Raw genomic sequence first — 16,111 nt, 5'->3', positions numbered from 1 at the left:
AAAATAGAATAATTAGTTATAAGTGGAGATTGAGATTATGCGCGTCATCACTCTGGCGGGAAGCCCACGCTTTCCCTCTCGTTCCAGTGCGTTACTGGAATATTCCCGGGAAAAACTGAACAGTCTGGACGTCGAAGTCAGCCACTGGAATTTGCATAACTTTGACCCCGAAGACTTGCTATATGCGCGTTTCGACAGCCCGGCGTTAAAAACATTTATTGAACAATTGCAGGATGCAGACGGGCTGATCGTCGCAACGCCGGTTTATAAAGCCGCCTATTCCGGGGCGTTAAAAACGTTGCTCGACCTGCTTCCTGAACGAGCGCTGGAAGGCAAAGCCGTATTACCGCTGGCAACCGGCGGTACTGTCGCCCATTTACTGGCCGTTGACTACGCGCTCAAGCCGGTGCTGAGCGCGCTGAAAGCACAAGAGATCCTGCACGGCGTGTTTGCCGACGATTCCCAGGTGATTGATTACCAGCATAAACCGCAGTTCACCCCTAATTTACAACATCGCCTTGACAGCGCGCTTGAAACATTCTGGCAAGCGTTGCACCGCCGCGATGTGCCGGTTCCCGTCATTCATTCACCACGAGGCGTTGCCCATGTTTAAATTTTTCAGACATCGTCCTCAATGGCTGGCGCTGGCCGGATTGCTCTCGCTTTCGGCCTGGTCACACGCGGCAGAGTCAGCGCCTGACGCACTGCGCATCGGCTATCAGAAAGGCAGCATCAGTATGGTGCTGGCGAAAAGCCACCAACTGCTGGAGAAGCGTTACCCGCAAACCAAAATCTCCTGGGTTGAGTTCCCGGCGGGCCCGCAAATGCTGGAGGCATTGAATGTCGGCAGTATCGATCTCGGCAGTACCGGCGATATTCCCCCTATTTTTGCGCAGGCTGCCGGGGCGGACCTGGTTTATGTTGGCGTTGAGCCTCCCAAACCAAAAGCTGAGGTTATTCTCGTCCCTGAAAACAGTCCGATTAAAACCGTCGCGGATCTGAAAGGACACAAAGTCGCCTTCCAGAAAGGTTCCAGTTCGCACAATCTGCTGTTGCGCGCACTGCAACAGGCCGGACTTAAATTTACCGATATCCAGGCCACATACCTGACGCCAGCAGACGCCCGCGCCGCGTTCCAGCAGGGGAATGTCGATGCGTGGGCAATCTGGGATCCTTACTATTCCGCTGCGCTGTTACAGGGTGGCGTTCGCGTCCTGAAAGACGGGACCGACCTGAAACAAACCGGTTCGTTCTATCTGGCGGCGCGCCCTTATGCCGAAAAGAACGGCAGCTTCATTCAGGGCGTTCTGGACACCTTCAGCCAGGCCGATGCGTTAACGATAAGCCAGCGTGAACAAAGTATCACCCTGCTGGCGAAAACGATGGGATTGCCTGAACCGGTGATTGCCACCTATCTGGATCATCGCCCGCCAACCACCATTACGCCGGTGAGCGCCTCTGTCGCTACCTTGCAGCAGCAAACCGCCGATCTGTTTTACGACAACCGTCTGGTGCCGAAAAAAATTGATATTCGCCAGCGTATCTGGCAGCCCACTCAACAAGAAGGAGCAAAATTATGAGCCTGAATATGTTCTGGTTTTTACCTACCCACGGTGACGGGCATTATCTGGGAACCGAAGCAGGCTCGCGCCCGGTCGATCACGGTTACCTGCAACAAATCGCGCAAACGGCGGACCGCCTGGGCTTTACGGGCGTATTGATCCCAACCGGGCGTTCCTGCGAAGACGCCTGGCTGGTTGCCGCCTCAATGATTCCGGTCACACAGCGACTGAAATTCCTGGTCGCCCTGCGCCCAAGCGTCACGTCGCCAACGGTTGCCGCCCGTCAGGCCGCAACGCTGGACAGACTCTCCAATGGCCGCGCGCTGTTTAATCTGGTTACCGGTAGCGATCCACAGGAGCTGGCCGGTGACGGCGTCTTCCTTGACCACACCGAACGCTATGAAGCCTCATCCGAGTTTACACAGGTATGGCGACGTCTGCTGCAAGGCGAGACGGTGGACTTCAACGGTAAACATATTCATGTTCGTGGCGCAAAATTGTTCTTCCCTGCCATTCAGCAACCGTATCCACCGCTCTATTTTGGCGGTTCATCGGATGTCGCACAGGATCTCGCCGCTGAGCAGGTCGATCTCTATCTCACCTGGGGCGAACCGCCTGCGCAGGTAAAAGAGAAAATTGAACAGGTACGCGCCAAAGCAGCGGCTCGCGGGCGTAAAATCCGTTTCGGCATCCGCCTGCACGTTATTGTGCGTGAAACCAATGAAGAGGCCTGGCGTGCGGCCGATCGCCTGATTGCTCACCTGGATGACGATACGATCGCCAAAGCGCAAGCCGCATTCGCCAGAACGGATTCTGTCGGTCAGCACCGGATGGCCGCGCTGCATAACGGTAAGCGTGATCAACTGGAGATCAGCCCTAACTTGTGGGCTGGCGTCGGGCTGGTGCGCGGCGGCGCGGGAACCGCGTTGGTGGGTGATGGCCCGACCGTCGCCGCACGTATAAATGAGTATGCGGCGCTGGGTATCGACAGTTTTGTGCTCTCCGGTTATCCGCATCTGGAAGAAGCCTACAACGTGGGCGAACTGCTGTTCCCGCATCTGGACGTCGCCATCCCGGAAATTCCGCAACCGCAGCCTCTGCATCAGCAAGGCGAAGCGGTTGCCAATGAATTTATCCCCCGTAAAGCCGCGCAGAGTTAAGGAGTACGCCAATGGCAACGCCCACAAACAAATGGTTATTGCGCGTTGCCCCCTGGTTTTTACCGGTGGGCATCGTGGCGGTCTGGCAAATAGCCTCTTCGATGGGCTGGTTGTCAACCCGCATACTCCCCTCTCCCGAAGGGGTGATCGCGGCATTCTGGACACTCTCCGCCAGCGGCGAACTCTGGCAGCATCTGGCCATTAGTTCGTGGCGCGCTTTCATCGGCTTTTCAATTGGCGGTTCTATCGGGCTGACGCTGGGGCTGATCAGCGGTTTGTCGCGGTGGGGAGAACGTCTGCTGGATACTTCAGTACAAATGCTGCGTAACGTGCCGCACCTGGCGCTGATCCCGCTGGTGATTTTATGGTTCGGGATTGATGAAAGCGCGAAGATTTTTCTCGTAGCGCTGGGAACGCTGTTTCCGATTTATATCAATACCTGGCATGGGATTCGTAATATCGATCGGGGTCTGGTGGAGATGGCTCGCAGCTATGGCTTATCCGGCTTCCCGCTGTTTGTGCATGTGATCCTCCCCGGCGCCCTGCCCTCTATTATGGTTGGCGTCCGTTTTGCGCTCGGGTTGATGTGGCTGACGCTGATTGTGGCGGAAACCATTTCGGCGAACGCCGGGATCGGCTATCTGGCGATGAACGCCAGGGAATTCCTGCAAACGGACATCGTCGTGGTCGCGATTATTTTGTATGCCCTGCTCGGTAAACTCGCCGACGTCAGCGCGCAGCTGTTAGAGCGCGTCTGGCTGCGCTGGAATCCTGCTTATTACACGAAAGAGGCAACCGTATGAATACCGCTCGTCTTAATCAGGGAACGCCGCTACTGCTCAACGCGGTAACCAAACAATATGCTGACAACACGGTGCTGAACCAGTTGGATCTGCATATTCCCGCCGGGCAATTTGTGGCGGTGGTTGGACGCAGCGGTGGCGGGAAAAGTACGCTGCTGCGTCTGCTGGCCGGTCTGGAATCCCCTACGGCTGGCGAATTGCTTGCCGGAACAACGCCGCTGGCCGAGATCCAGGACGACACGCGTATGATGTTCCAGGATGCGCGTCTGCTGCCGTGGAAGTCGGTGATCGATAATGTTGGATTGGGTCTGAAAAGCGGCTGGCGGGATGCGGCGCGTCAGGCGCTGGCGGCGGTCGGTCTCGAAAACCGGGCGACGGAGTGGCCTGCGGCGCTGTCCGGCGGGCAGAAACAACGTGTCGCGCTGGCCCGCGCGCTGATCCACCGGCCGGGATTACTGCTGCTGGATGAACCTCTCGGCGCGCTGGATGCCCTGACCCGGCTGGAAATGCAGGATTTGATCGTCTCGTTATGGCAAGAGCACGGTTTTACAGTGCTGCTGGTCACGCATGACGTCAGCGAGGCCGTGGCGATGGCCGATCGGGTTCTGTTGATCGAGGACGGGAAAATTGGTCTGGACTTGACGGTGGATATCGCGAGGCCGCGCCGTCTGGGGACGGTACGTTTAGCGGAACTGGAAGCGGAAGTGTTGGGTCGGGTGATGCAACGTGGTGAAAATGAGGCTCCGCTACGCAAGCACGGTTAAAAAATGCCGGATGGCGCTGTTGCTTATCCGGCCTACACGTAAATGGTAGGCCGGACGCATCCGGCAATATTATCAGGCTAACGCTTTGGTAATCTTCTCGAACAGATCGCCAGAGAGGTTTTCCAGCCCTTTTAGTTGCTCCAGCGCGGCGCGCATTTTTTCCTGGCGCTTCGCATCGTAACGTTTCAGACGAATCAGCGGTTCAATCAGGCGTGATGCCACCTGTGGGTTACGGCTGTTGAGGTCCGTCAGCATTTCGACCAGGAACTGATAGCCGCTGCCGTCTTCAGCATGAAACGCCGCCGGATTGCTCCCGGCAAATGCGCCAATCAACGAACGAATACGGTTCGGGTTGCTCATACTGAAAGAACGATGCTTCAGGAGGTCACGCACCGTTTCCAGCACGTTATCCGCCGGGCTGGTGGATTGCAGGATAAACCATTTATCCATGACCAGTCCGTCCTGATGCCACTTATCATCATACTCCTGCATCAACGCGTCACGGCACGGCAATTGCGCCGCGACCGCCGCCGACAGCGCCGCCAGCGCATCGGTCATATTATTGGCTTCATGGTACTGCTTGCTCACCAGCGTATCCGCCAGGTGGGTTTCACCAAAGGCCAGGAAGCGCAGGCAGGCATTGCGTAGCGTACGCTTGCCAATGTCGGCGTGTTCAACGCGGTACTCATCAAGATGATTCGCGTTATAGATTGCCAGGAACTCGTCTGCCAGTTCCGCCGCCAGCGTGCGGGTCAACGCTTCGCGGACTTCGGCAATTGCCAGCGGATCGATGATCTCGAACAGTTCCGCGATCTCATTCACCGAAGGCAACGTCAGAATTTCCGCCGCCAGCGCCGGATCGATTTTCTCATCCAGCAGAACCGCCCGGAAGGCATCCGCCACATGTACCGGCAGCGACAGCGGCTGCCCCTGCTGGTGGCGCGCAACGTTCAGCTTAATATACGTCGCCAACAGGCTTTGCGCCGCGTCCCAACGTGAGAAGTCATTGCGCGAATGACGCATCAGGAACGTCAGTTGCTGATCGCTCCATTTGTACTCCAGTTTCACCGGCGCGGAGAATTCGCACAGCAGTGCTGGCACCGGCTGGAAATACACATTGTCAAAGACAAAGGTTTGCTCCGCCTGGGTTACATTCAACACGGAATTGACCGGATGACCGCCCTTCTGCAACGGAATAACGTTGCCTTCGTTGTCGTACAGCTCAATCGCGAACGGAATATGCAGCGCTTGCTTTTCTGCCTGATCCGCCGTCGCAGGCGTACGCTGACTAATGGTCAACGTGTACTGTTCCGTTTCCGGGTTATAGTCGTCCCGTACGCTGACAACCGGCGTGCCGGACTGGCTGTACCAGCGGCGGAAGTGAGACAAATCGACATTCGACGCATCCTCCATCGCCTGCACAAAGTCATCACAGGTAGCGGCGCTGCCGTCATGACGCTCAAAATAAAGCTGCATCCCTTTCTGGAAATTCGTTTCGCCCAGCAGCGTGTGGATCATGCGAATCACTTCCGCGCCCTTCTCGTAGACGGTCAGGGTGTAGAAGTTGTTCATCTCAATGACCTTATCCGGGCGGATAGGATGCGCCATTGGGCTCGCGTCCTCAGCAAATTGCAGACCACGCATGGTGCGCACGTTGCTGATGCGGTTCACCGCGCGGGAGCCGAGATCGGAACTGAATTCCTGGTCGCGGAAAACAGTCAGGCCTTCTTTCAGACTCAACTGGAACCAGTCGCGACAGGTAACGCGGTTACCCGTCCAGTTGTGGAAATATTCGTGACCAATAACGCGCTCAATGTCGAGATAATCTTTGTCGGTCGCCGTATCGGTGCGGGCCAGCACATACTTGGAGTTAAAGACGTTCAGACCTTTATTCTCCATCGCGCCCATATTGAAGAAGTCCACCGCCACGATCATGTAGATGTCGAGGTCATACTCCAGGCCGAAACGCTCTTCATCCCATTTCATGGAATTTTTCAGCGAGGTCATCGCCCACGGCGCACGGTCCAGATTGCCGCGATCAACGTACAGTTCCAGCGCCACCTCCCGGCCAGAACGCGTGATGAAGGTATCGCGCAGTACATCGAAATCGCCCGCCACCAGCGCAAACAGGTAGCAGGGTTTCGGGAACGGGTCCTGCCACTGCACCCAGTGACGGCCATTATCCAGTTCACCCTGCGCAATACGGTTGCCGTTGGAAAGCAGGAACGGATATCTGGATTTATCGGCGATGATTTTGGTGGTAAACCGCGCCAGCACATCCGGGCGGTCGAGATACCAGGTTATGTGGCGGAAACCTTCCGCTTCACACTGCGTACACAGCGCGTCGCCTGACTGGTACAGGCCTTCCAGCGCCGTGTTCGCCGCCGGGCTGATCTCATTCACAATGCGCAGAGTAAAGCGCTCGGGCAGGCTGCCGATCACCAGCTCGCCCTCTTCTTCTTTGTAGTCAGTCCACGGCGCATCGTTTACATGGAGGGATACCAGTCGCAGATCTTCACCGCTCAGGCGAAGGGGCGCGTCAGATGCGCCATGACGGACAGCCTGACTCAGTGCTGTAACGACGGTTTTCTCAGCATCCAGGTCAAAGGTCAAATCAATGTCAGTAATCTGGTAATCCGGGGCACGGTAGTCGTGACGGTATTTGGCTTGTGGCTGTTGTGTCATAAAAAACCTTTAGCATCTTTTGTAGAGTCCCGACTCCAGTCTATTCCTGTTGTCGAAATCGCGCTATGCAGAATGTTCATCTTTTCAGACACAAACACTCTTTTTGCTACATTTTTATAACATAAAGGCGTCACGTTTAAAATCACGGAGGCCGTTCAGGCCCCCACCAGCCAAATGAAAACGTCACATCGCCAGTACAATGAGAACCACAGGCTTAAATCTCAAAACTTGATTTATGACCAAGCCTCATTTCAAAGGCATTTCTTAGCGTAGTCGTTACCTTTTCAAAATCGTGTAACTTTTCAGTGTCATTAAAACAGGCCTGCGCGGTGCCATTTGACAGCGTCTTGATGGCCTCGTTTATGTTACTGGACGACAAATTGAAATATACTCCACGCCCTTCCGGGTTCTTAGGATTAAAGTTACCGTGGGCCAGTTGCCAGTACCTGAATAAATACTGCGTTAAACATAATGGCTCTCTGAACCTTTTACTTGATGATTTTTTCAACAACTCCTCTTCGGCCTGCCATATCTCAGTGAATGTACTTTTCAGGAATGGCTGCGGAAGATGCTTACCGTAGAAGCCTTCAAAATAACTTGCACGACGGTTCATAAAATTTTTCAACAGACCTTTTTTATAACGTAAGCTATAGTATTTACGTCTGTTTTCTTTGATTATTGTCTTTTTATTAATATGCGTATTTAAGACACTGACATTAAGAAATTCTGATGACCTCATTATGATCTCGTCTTTATTTTTAGGTGATTGTTTTTTTATGATGAGGAAGTCATTAGGATAGCCATTATCAAAATAAAAATCTTCCCGCAAAGGAGAGGTAATGAACGTATCGTCATTAAATAAAACAAATTTATTACTGAGATCTTTTATCCGATGAAGATTTAGCTCTATCGTATTAGAGTTGAACGTTGGTAAATATTCAGACGGAATAAACTCATCATGAAAGACAATATTTAATTTTTCATGTTCTACATTGATCCATGACGGAATTTGTCCACAGGTAACCAAATGTACTTTTCTTACCCATGGCGCATATTTTTCGACACATCTGAACCAATATTTAAAGATACCCATATCCCTGAACCGCGCAGGGTGGACGGCTCTCTCACCGTGGCTACCTTTTCCTTTGAACTCAGTAAACTTTTCTTGCCAGGCTACATCGGTTGAATCAACCCATAAAACAACAAAATCAATATCACTCATCGTTTTTATCTCAAATAATCATTGCGCTCATAAAATATAACAAGTCCGAAAGGCTATTTTTAACCCCATCAAGGCAAAGGCAAACAAGATGAGCACGGTTAAATTGCCTGACGATGAACCCGCCGGAGCGGTGAGTCGCGCATAAATAATCAGGTAATAAAAGCATCAGCCGGGCACGTTTTCATACCCTTTAAGCCTTTGAGAATAAAGATTCAATATTGATAAGCCCAGGTAATAGAGGGTTTTCCTGGGTTCGAACAGGCTCTGCGATACTTTATCGCGAAAATGATACATGACGGATTCAGATGAAATCAAGGACAGAAGTCATAGAATCGCCCTGTTATCCGGTAATGCAGAATGATTTTTGAAGAAAAAATAAACGATAAGATGATTCTTACACGTCGATATTTCACGATCTGATCAATTTGATTATTGGGGGCGGGATGAACATTGTCTCCACCAGCCCCTCGGGGCGCGGCATCGGGGGCTAACAGTGATTAAATTCAAAGAGTTAATAGCATACGTTCTACATTGTCATAACACGCGGCACGAAATGCACTCGACCGCAAAGACAGCTTATGTTGTGATCGGGGTTCAATAAATCGCTAAACAAGGTATACTCCAGCGGTTTTCTTAGTTGTTTATTGTACTAAACGCTCCCGTGAGAGGATGCTACTGCGCACCTATGACACAATTCGCTTCTCCTGTTCTGCACTCGTTGCTGGATACAGACGCTTATAAGTTGCATATGCAGCAAGCCGTTTTTCACCACTACTATGATGTGCATGTAGCGGCTGAATTTCGTTGCCGTGGTGACGACCTGCTCGGTATTTACGCCGACGCTATTCGCGAGCAGGTGAATGCAATGCAACACCTGCAACTTCAGGAGGACGAGTTCCAGTGGCTCTCCGGCCTGCCCTTCTTTAAAGCTGATTATCTCAACTGGTTACGTGACTTCCGCTATAACCCGGAACAGGTTTGCGTGACCAACGATAACGGGAAGCTAAACATCCGCTTAACCGGTCCGTGGCGCGAAGTCATCATGTGGGAAGTCCCGCTGTTGGCGGTGATCAGCGAACTGGTGCACCGTTACCGCTCGCCGGAAATGGGTGTGGCGCAGGCGCTTGATGCGCTGGAGAGTAAACTCGTCGATTTCTCTGCATTAACCGCCGATCTCGATATGTCCCGCTTCCATCTGATGGATTTCGGCACCCGTCGCCGTTTCTCTCGCGAAGTGCAGCAGGCCATCGTCAAACGCCTTCAGCAGGAACCGTGGTTTGTCGGCACCAGTAACTACGATCTCGCCCGTCGGCTGTCGCTTACGCCTATGGGCACACAGGCGCATGAATGGTTCCAGGCGCATCAGCAAATCAGCCCGGATCTGGCGACCAGCCAGCGCGCAGCTCTCGCCGCCTGGCTGAATGAATACCCTAACCAGCTCGGTATCGCACTGACGGACTGCATCACGATGGACGCTTTCTTACGTGACTTCGGCACCGAATTTGCCACGCGTTATCAGGGCTTGCGCCACGATTCTGGCGATCCGGTTGAATGGGGTGAAAAAGCCATCGCCCATTACCAGAAGCTGGGCATTGACCCGCTGAGTAAGACGCTGGTCTTCTCAGATAACCTCGATCTGAAGAAAGCGGTCGATCTCTATCGTCACTTCTCTTCACGCGTGCAGTTGAGCTTTGGTATTGGCACCCGTCTGACCTGCGATATCCCGCAGGTGAAGCCGCTCAATATTGTCATCAAACTGGTGGAATGTAACGGCAAACCGGTCGCCAAATTGTCAGACAGCCCGGGGAAAACAATCTGTCATGACAAGGCTTTTGTGCGTGCATTACGTAAAGCTTTTGACCTTCCTCATATAAAGAAAGCCAGTTAATCATTGTTGGCCGGATAACGCGCTTGCGCCGCTATCCGGTCGACAGAAAGCGCGTCTTATCGCGACTTTGCTTCCCTTTTCATGTTTATTTCCGAAATCTTTCGTTCCAGCTGCGAATTCTGCTTGTCTGATTGCAGATGCCAGGTAACATAGGTATCCCCCCAAGCAGGGTGGACAAGTGTTTATTTTTTCCGACTATTAACAGAGAGAATATTATGAGCGTTGTGCCTGTAGCCGACGTACTCCAGGGCCGCGTAGCCGTTGACAGCGAAGTCACCGTGCGCGGATGGGTGCGTACCCGCCGAGATTCAAAAGCTGGCATCTCCTTCCTCGCCGTTTATGACGGTTCCTGCTTTGATCCTGTACAGGCTGTCATTAATAATTCTCTGCCCAATTACAATGAAGACGTATTGCGTCTGACAACCGGCTGCTCGGTTATCGTCACGGGTAAAGTCGTTGCGTCTCCAGGACAAGGGCAAAGTTTTGAAATTCAGGCCACCACAGTTGAAGTAACCGGTTGGGTTGAAGATCCTGATACCTATCCGATGGCGGCGAAACGCCACAGTATCGAATATCTGCGTGAAGTCGCGCACCTGCGTCCGCGCACCAATATGATTGGCGCAGTCGCGCGCGTGCGCCATACGCTGGCGCAAGCGCTGCACCGTTTCTTTGACGAGCAGGGTTTCTTCTGGGTTTCGACGCCGTTGATTACCGCCTCCGATACCGAAGGCGCGGGTGAAATGTTCCGTGTATCAACATTGGATCTGGAAAACCTGCCGCGTAACGACCAGGGCAAAGTCGATTTTGATAAAGACTTCTTCGGTAAAGAGTCCTTCCTGACCGTATCCGGCCAGTTGAACGGCGAAACCTATGCGTGCGCCCTGTCCAAAATCTATACCTTTGGCCCTACATTCCGTGCAGAAAACTCCAACACCAGCCGCCACCTGGCTGAGTTCTGGATGCTGGAGCCGGAAGTCGCCTTTGCCAACCTGAATGACGTAGCTGGCCTTGCCGAAGCGATGCTGAAATACGTCTTCAAAGCCGTACTGGATGAACGCGCGGATGATATGAAATTCTTCGCCGAGCGTGTCGATAAAGATGCGATTTCTCGTCTGGAACGTTTTATTGATGCAGACTTCGCCCAGGTTGATTACACCGATGCGGTCACAATTCTGGAAAACTGCGGTAGGAAATTCGAAAACCCGGTTTACTGGGGTGTGGATCTCTCCTCTGAGCACGAACGCTATCTGGCAGAAGAGCACTTTAAAGCGCCAGTGGTAGTGAAAAACTACCCGAAAGACATTAAAGCGTTTTATATGCGCCTTAACGAAGACGGTAAAACCGTGGCGGCAATGGATGTTCTGGCGCCGGGCATTGGTGAAATCATTGGTGGTTCCCAGCGTGAAGAGCGTCTGGACGTACTGGATGCCCGTATGGCGGAAATGGGCCTGAATAAAGAAGATTACTGGTGGTATCGCGATCTGCGCCGCTACGGTACTGTTCCGCATTCAGGTTTCGGTCTCGGCTTCGAACGTCTGATCGCTTATGTCACCGGCGTGCAAAACGTTCGTGATGTGATTCCGTTCCCGCGTACTCCACGTAACGCCAGTTTCTGATTTTAAAAGGCCAGCTTTGCTGGCCTTTTTCTCTCTCAGAATGTCAAGTTTTATGGATAAGAAGTAAACAAATCTAAAAACAAGCCCCTCAGTTCTCCCTTCCTGTTACCTGATATTTCATTGCAACATCTCAGTACAAAAAATAATCCCTCCGATCATTGCGGATTAGTTTTTCCTCACCTGATAGCATAATTTTTAATCAATCGCACGGCATTCCAGACGTCTGAAAAAAGTTATCAATCACACCCTCGTTCAATCACATTTGCAGTAAGTGCTATGTTTAGAAAAATTAAACATAAGGAAATCATATAAATAGAAATAAAAATGGGAAATGGTGGCTGAAATTGGCCCGAAATTTGAAGTCGTTCACAAAGCGCCAAAAATAAAACATTTAGTTACACATTTTTTCTTTTTGAAACTAATTCTTTATCTTTGTAGCACTTTCACGGTAGCGAAACGGTGGTTTGAATGGAAAGATGCTTGTCAGACACATAAAGACACCAAACTCTCATCAATAGTTCCGTAAATTTTTATTGACAGAATTTATTGGCGGCAGTGGCAGGTGTCATATAAAAACCAATGAGGGTAATAAATAATGATGAAGCGTAATATCCTGGCAGTGGTAATCCCTGCCCTGCTGGCAGCTGGCGCCGCAAACGCAGCCGAAGTGTATAACAAAGATGGCAATAAACTGGACCTCTACGGTAAAGCGGTAGGTCTGCACTACTTCTCTAAAGACAACGGCAAAAACAGCTACGGCGGTGATGGCGACCAGACCTATGCACGTCTGGGTTTTAAAGGTGAAACCCAGATCAACGATCAACTGACCGGTTACGGCCAGTGGGAATACCAGTTCAGCGGTAACAGATCCGAAGGTGGTTCTGACTCTCAGAAAGGCAACAAAACCCGTCTGGCATTCGCGGGTCTGAAACTCGGCGATGCGGGTTCTCTGGACTACGGTCGTAACTACGGTATCGTTTACGATGCACTGGGCTACACCGATATGCTGCCAGAATTTGGTGGTGACACCGCATACAGCGACAACTTCTTCGTTGGCCGTGTTGGCGGTGTGGCAACCTACCGTAATTCCAACTTCTTCGGCCTGGTTGACGGCCTGAACTTCGGTGTTCAGTATCTGGGCAAAAACGAGCGCGCAAGCAACTACGTTGTTAACGCAGACGATTCCAGTAACTTCAGCGACGTACAGCGCTCTAACGGCGACGGCTGGGGTGCATCTCTGAGCTATGAATTCGAAGGCTTTGGTATCGTTGGTGCTTACGGTGCCGCTGACCGCACCAACGCTCAGCAAGATTCTCGCCTTGCTGGTCGTGGTAAAACCGCTGAGCAGTGGGCTACTGGTCTGAAATACGACGCCAACAATATCTACCTGGCAGCCAACTACGGTGAAACCCGTAACGCCACGGCTATCGACGGCGGCTTCGCCAACAAAACTCAGGACATCCTGTTAGTTGCTCAGTATCAGTTCGACTTCGGTCTGCGTCCGTCCATCGCTTACACCAAGTCCAAAGCCAAAAACGTTGAAGGCGTGGGTAGCGAAGATCTGGTCAACTACGTAGAAGTTGGCGCGACTTACTACTTCAACAAAAACATGTCCACCTATGTTGACTACATCATCAACCAGATTGATTCTGACAACAAACTGGGCGTAGGCTCTGACGACACGGTTGCTGTAGGTATCGTTTACCAGTTCTAATCAGCAGACCTCTTTGTTAAATGCCTAAAAAACAGGACTTCGGTCCTGTTTTTTTATGTCTGCCAGCAAAATCTGGCGTCTTAAAAAAACACTCATCCTTTTTGTCACTAACAGTTGGCATTTTGTAAATCTGCCGTTAACCTGATTACGGATTTCCCTTCTGTAACCACAATGGAACCTCGTCATGTTTGAGAACATTACCGCCGCCCCTGCCGACCCTATTCTGGGCCTGGCCGATCTGTTTCGTGTCGATGACCGTCCCGGAAAAATTAACCTTGGTATCGGTGTCTATAAAGATGAGACAGGCAAAACGCCGGTGTTAACCAGCGTTAAAAAAGCCGAGCAGTATTTACTGGAAAATGAAACCACCAAAAACTATCTCGGTATTGATGGTATTCCAGAATTCGGCCGTTGCACGCAGGAATTACTGTTTGGCAAAGGTAGCGCGCTGATCAATGACAAACGCGCTCGCACCGCGCAAACGCCAGGCGGTACTGGCGCGCTCCGTGTTGCCGCGGACTTCCTGGCAAAAAATACGGCGGTAAAACGCGTGTGGGTAAGTAATCCAAGCTGGCCAAACCATAAGGGCGTGTTTAATTCTGCCGGTCTGGAAGTGTGCGAATACGCTTATTACGATGCAGAAAATCACGCGCTTGATTTCGATGCCTTGCTGGCAAGCCTCAATAACGCGCAGGCTGGTGACGTCGTTCTGTTCCATGGCTGCTGCCATAACCCAACCGGTATCGATCCGACGCTGGAACAGTGGCAAACGCTGGCTCAGCTTTCTGTCGAAAAAGGCTGGCTGCCGCTGTTTGACTTCGCCTATCAGGGTTTTGCTCGCGGTCTGGAAGAAGACGCGGAAGGTCTGCGTGCGTTCGCAGCGCTGCATAAAGAGCTGATCGTCGCCAGTTCCTACTCTAAAAACTTTGGCCTGTATAACGAGCGTGTCGGTGCCTGTACGCTGGTTGCCGCAGATGCGGAAACCGTTGACCGCGCATTCAGCCAGATGAAATCCGCCATTCGCGCCAACTACTCTAACCCTCCGGCACACGGCGCATCCGTTGTAGCGACTATCCTGAGCAACGATGCCCTGCGTGCTATCTGGGAACAGGAACTGACCGATATGCGCCAGCGTATTCAGCGCATGCGTCTGTTGTTCGTCAATACGTTGCAGGAAAAAGGCGCAGATCGCGATTTCAGCTTTATCACCAAACAGAATGGCATGTTCTCATTCAGCGGCCTGACGAAAGAGCAGGTACTGCGTCTGCGTGAAGAGTTTGGCGTATATGCGGTGGCTTCTGGTCGCGTCAACGTGGCTGGAATGACGCCGGATAACATGGCTCCGCTGTGCGAAGCCATTGTCGCCGTACTGTAAGTATCATAGCGCCAGGTAGTGCCTGGCGCTTACCCGGCCTACAGTGGTTTCCCATTGCAGACCGGACAAGAATTTACCAGACCGGCATTTCATCTTGCAGGAACGGGTTATGCAGCCGCTCATGGCCAAGCGTCGACATCGGCCCATGACCCGAAATAAACGTCACATCATCGCCCAACGGCAATAATTTACGCTTGATCGAATCAATCAGCTGAGCGTGATCGCCACGCGGGAAATCGCTGCGCCCAACGCCGCCTTTGAAGATCACGTCACCGGAAATCAGTAGCCGTGAAGACTCATCAAAGAAGACGATATGGCCCGGCGTATGCCCAGGACAATGCAACACCTGTAAAGTCACATTCCCTACGCTAATACGATCTCCCTCATTCAGCCAACGGTCAGGCGTCAGCGGCTGACACTCTTCCAGACCAAACATGCGACTTTGCGCCGGTAAACCCTGTAGCCAGAACTCATCTTCTTTTTCCGGGCCGATCACTGGCACGCCATAATGCTTCGCCAGTTCCGCCGCCGCGCCAACATGATCGAGATGACCGTGCGTAAGCAGGATCTGCATCAACGTCACGCCGCTGGCGTCCACTTCCTGTTTGATGGTCTGTGCGTCGCCGCCGGGATCGACCAGCGCGGCCAGACGGGTTTGCTCACACCAGATCAATGAACAGTTCTGGGAGAATGCGGTGACCGGAATAATACGATAGTTCATACTGCTCCTGTTTCGTTAAGTCTGCGGATCACCAGTGCCGTGCCGGCCCGGTGTCAATATGCACAAAGTTACTGCGTGGGTAGTATCCTACACCACCTGCGCGCATAGATAACGCAGCTTTGCGAATATTACTTAACGAAACGCCTTCAATATGGAAATCCATCGCCTGCCCTTTCGTGTGGTAGCTTTTTTTCGCCACTCCACGACTGTGCGCACGCAGTTCGTTATTGGTATCCAGTGAGCGGTAACCCGAGATGAGCTGTACGGGCTTACGGGTGCCTAAAAGGCCTTGCAGGCGGAAGAGCTGATCGAACAATCCTGGGTCGATGGCTTTCACTTTATTCGCGCGAAAATCACGGAAAAAATGGTTTAGTTTTGCTAATTCATCCTGAATATAGGCTCTTCCGTCGAAAAACTCCGCTTTAATTGACTCTCCGGTATGGAGGTTGTTCAGTGTCAAAATACGCGGACGTGGGGTGGAGAGTGTGGCAAATGCTGGCGTAGGCAAGATGGCGGCGCCGAGAGCAACGCCACCAAACGCCAGCAACTTGCGGCGATTAGCGTCAAATTTGTCCATGATAATCAGGTCTACAGGTAAATG

13 protein-coding genes are annotated in these 16,111 nt (G+C 52.1%); 9 read left to right on the top strand and 4 right to left on the bottom strand.

The genetic code is table 11. The features are described from left to right. Window positions 1-37 precede the first annotated feature (37 nt). Genes ssuE through ssuB form a run of 5 tightly spaced genes read left to right on the top strand, consistent with a single transcriptional unit; the run spans window position 38 to window position 4,289 of the window. Window positions 38-613 carry an NADPH-dependent FMN reductase gene (gene ssuE / locus OGY62_RS12575; protein ID WP_012132980.1) on the top strand — a complete coding sequence of 192 codons (576 nt, stop codon included), beginning with the start codon at window positions 38-40 and terminating at the stop codon, window positions 611-613. After that, complete coding sequence (locus OGY62_RS12570; protein WP_012132981.1) at window positions 606-1,580, top strand: sulfonate ABC transporter substrate-binding protein; 975 nt, start codon at window positions 606-608, stop codon at window positions 1,578-1,580. The genes ssuE and OGY62_RS12570 overlap by 8 nt, the downstream gene beginning before the upstream one ends. Further along, window positions 1,577-2,722 (top strand): FMNH2-dependent alkanesulfonate monooxygenase, encoded by a 1,146-nt coding sequence (gene ssuD / locus OGY62_RS12565; protein WP_012132982.1) that lies wholly within the window; start codon window positions 1,577-1,579, stop codon window positions 2,720-2,722. Before OGY62_RS12570 ends, ssuD begins: the two co-directional genes overlap by 4 nt. Before the next feature lie 11 nt (window positions 2,723-2,733). After that, the gene (gene ssuC, locus OGY62_RS12560) at window positions 2,734-3,525 is read left to right on the top strand and encodes an aliphatic sulfonate ABC transporter permease SsuC (RefSeq protein ID WP_012132983.1); all 792 of its coding nucleotides are present in this window, start codon (window positions 2,734-2,736) and stop codon (window positions 3,523-3,525) included. Next, the gene (ssuB, locus tag OGY62_RS12555; protein ID WP_115614886.1) at window positions 3,522-4,289 is read left to right on the top strand and encodes an aliphatic sulfonates ABC transporter ATP-binding protein; all 768 of its coding nucleotides are present in this window, start codon (window positions 3,522-3,524) and stop codon (window positions 4,287-4,289) included. Before ssuC ends, ssuB begins: the two co-directional genes overlap by 4 nt. Window positions 4,290-4,361: 72 nt before the next feature. On the opposite strand, the gene pepN is transcribed toward ssuB, so the two are convergent. Further along, on the bottom strand, window positions 4,362-6,974 hold the full coding sequence (pepN, locus tag OGY62_RS12550) for an aminopeptidase N (RefSeq protein WP_286460030.1): 2,613 nt from the start codon (window positions 6,972-6,974) through the stop codon (window positions 4,362-4,364). A gap of 214 nt (window positions 6,975-7,188) precedes the next feature. Next, entirely contained in the window at window positions 7,189-8,196 is a 1,008-nt protein-coding gene (locus OGY62_RS12545) for a stealth family protein (RefSeq protein ID WP_012132987.1), read from the bottom strand. A 685-nt stretch (window positions 8,197-8,881) separates the two neighbouring features. On the opposite strand from OGY62_RS12545, the gene pncB reads away from it, so the two are divergent. The 4 genes from pncB (at window position 8,882) to aspC (ending at window position 14,789) form a co-directional block, all read left to right on the top strand. Then, entirely contained in the window at window positions 8,882-10,084 is a 1,203-nt protein-coding gene (pncB, locus tag OGY62_RS12540; RefSeq protein ID WP_071258278.1) for a nicotinate phosphoribosyltransferase, read from the top strand. Between the two features lie 215 nt (window positions 10,085-10,299). After that, window positions 10,300-11,700, top strand: a complete 1,401-nt coding sequence (asnS, locus tag OGY62_RS12535) for an asparagine--tRNA ligase (RefSeq protein WP_024130475.1) — start codon at window positions 10,300-10,302, stop codon at window positions 11,698-11,700. Window positions 11,701-12,295: 595 nt separating this feature from the next. After that, the gene (gene ompF / locus OGY62_RS12530) at window positions 12,296-13,414 is read left to right on the top strand and encodes a porin OmpF (protein ID WP_047457749.1); all 1,119 of its coding nucleotides are present in this window, start codon (window positions 12,296-12,298) and stop codon (window positions 13,412-13,414) included. Between the two features lie 184 nt (window positions 13,415-13,598). Then, window positions 13,599-14,789 carry an aspartate transaminase gene (aspC, locus tag OGY62_RS12525; RefSeq protein WP_047457753.1) on the top strand — a complete coding sequence of 397 codons (1,191 nt, stop codon included), beginning with the start codon at window positions 13,599-13,601 and terminating at the stop codon, window positions 14,787-14,789. A 73-nt stretch (window positions 14,790-14,862) separates the two neighbouring features. Here the strand turns inward: aspC and OGY62_RS12520 are convergent, their stop codons facing one another. Then, a complete protein-coding gene (locus tag OGY62_RS12520) occupies window positions 14,863-15,510 on the bottom strand; it encodes an MBL fold metallo-hydrolase (protein ID WP_012132997.1) in 648 nt (215 codons plus the stop codon). Window positions 15,511-15,538: 28 nt separating this feature from the next. Then, on the bottom strand, window positions 15,539-16,087 hold the full coding sequence (gene mepK / locus OGY62_RS12515; protein WP_012132998.1) for a peptidoglycan L,D-endopeptidase MepK: 549 nt from the start codon (window positions 16,085-16,087) through the stop codon (window positions 15,539-15,541). Window positions 16,088-16,111 lie beyond the last annotated feature (24 nt).

The organism is Citrobacter sp. CK198 (assembly GCF_030333295.1).
GTDB lineage: Bacteria > Pseudomonadota > Gammaproteobacteria > Enterobacterales > Enterobacteriaceae > Citrobacter_B > Citrobacter_B koseri.
The sequence above is the reverse complement of the archived record's forward strand: the minus strand, read 5'-3'. Positions and strand labels throughout refer to the sequence as shown.

Excerpts from the sequence above, each read along its gene's own strand:
- ssuC (WP_012132983.1), top strand. The coding sequence starts at position 2,734 with ATGGCAACGCCCACAAACAAATGGTTATTGCGCGTTGCCCCCTGGTTT.
- aspC (WP_047457753.1), top strand. The coding sequence starts at position 13,599 with ATGTTTGAGAACATTACCGCCGCCCCTGCCGACCCTATTCTGGGCCTG.
- pncB (WP_071258278.1), top strand. The coding sequence starts at position 8,882 with ATGACACAATTCGCTTCTCCTGTTCTGCACTCGTTGCTGGATACAGAC.
- OGY62_RS12520 (WP_012132997.1), bottom strand. The coding sequence starts at position 15,510 with ATGAACTATCGTATTATTCCGGTCACCGCATTCTCCCAGAACTGTTCA.
- ssuE (WP_012132980.1), top strand. The coding sequence starts at position 38 with ATGCGCGTCATCACTCTGGCGGGAAGCCCACGCTTTCCCTCTCGTTCC.
- ssuB (WP_115614886.1), top strand. The coding sequence starts at position 3,522 with ATGAATACCGCTCGTCTTAATCAGGGAACGCCGCTACTGCTCAACGCG.
- pepN (WP_286460030.1), bottom strand. The coding sequence starts at position 6,974 with ATGACACAACAGCCACAAGCCAAATACCGTCACGACTACCGTGCCCCG.
- mepK (WP_012132998.1), bottom strand. The coding sequence starts at position 16,087 with ATGGACAAATTTGACGCTAATCGCCGCAAGTTGCTGGCGTTTGGTGGC.
- ompF (WP_047457749.1), top strand. The coding sequence starts at position 12,296 with ATGATGAAGCGTAATATCCTGGCAGTGGTAATCCCTGCCCTGCTGGCA.
- ssuD (WP_012132982.1), top strand. The coding sequence starts at position 1,577 with ATGAGCCTGAATATGTTCTGGTTTTTACCTACCCACGGTGACGGGCAT.
- OGY62_RS12570 (WP_012132981.1), top strand. The coding sequence starts at position 606 with ATGTTTAAATTTTTCAGACATCGTCCTCAATGGCTGGCGCTGGCCGGA.
- asnS (WP_024130475.1), top strand. The coding sequence starts at position 10,300 with ATGAGCGTTGTGCCTGTAGCCGACGTACTCCAGGGCCGCGTAGCCGTT.
- OGY62_RS12545 (WP_012132987.1), bottom strand. The coding sequence starts at position 8,196 with ATGAGTGATATTGATTTTGTTGTTTTATGGGTTGATTCAACCGATGTA.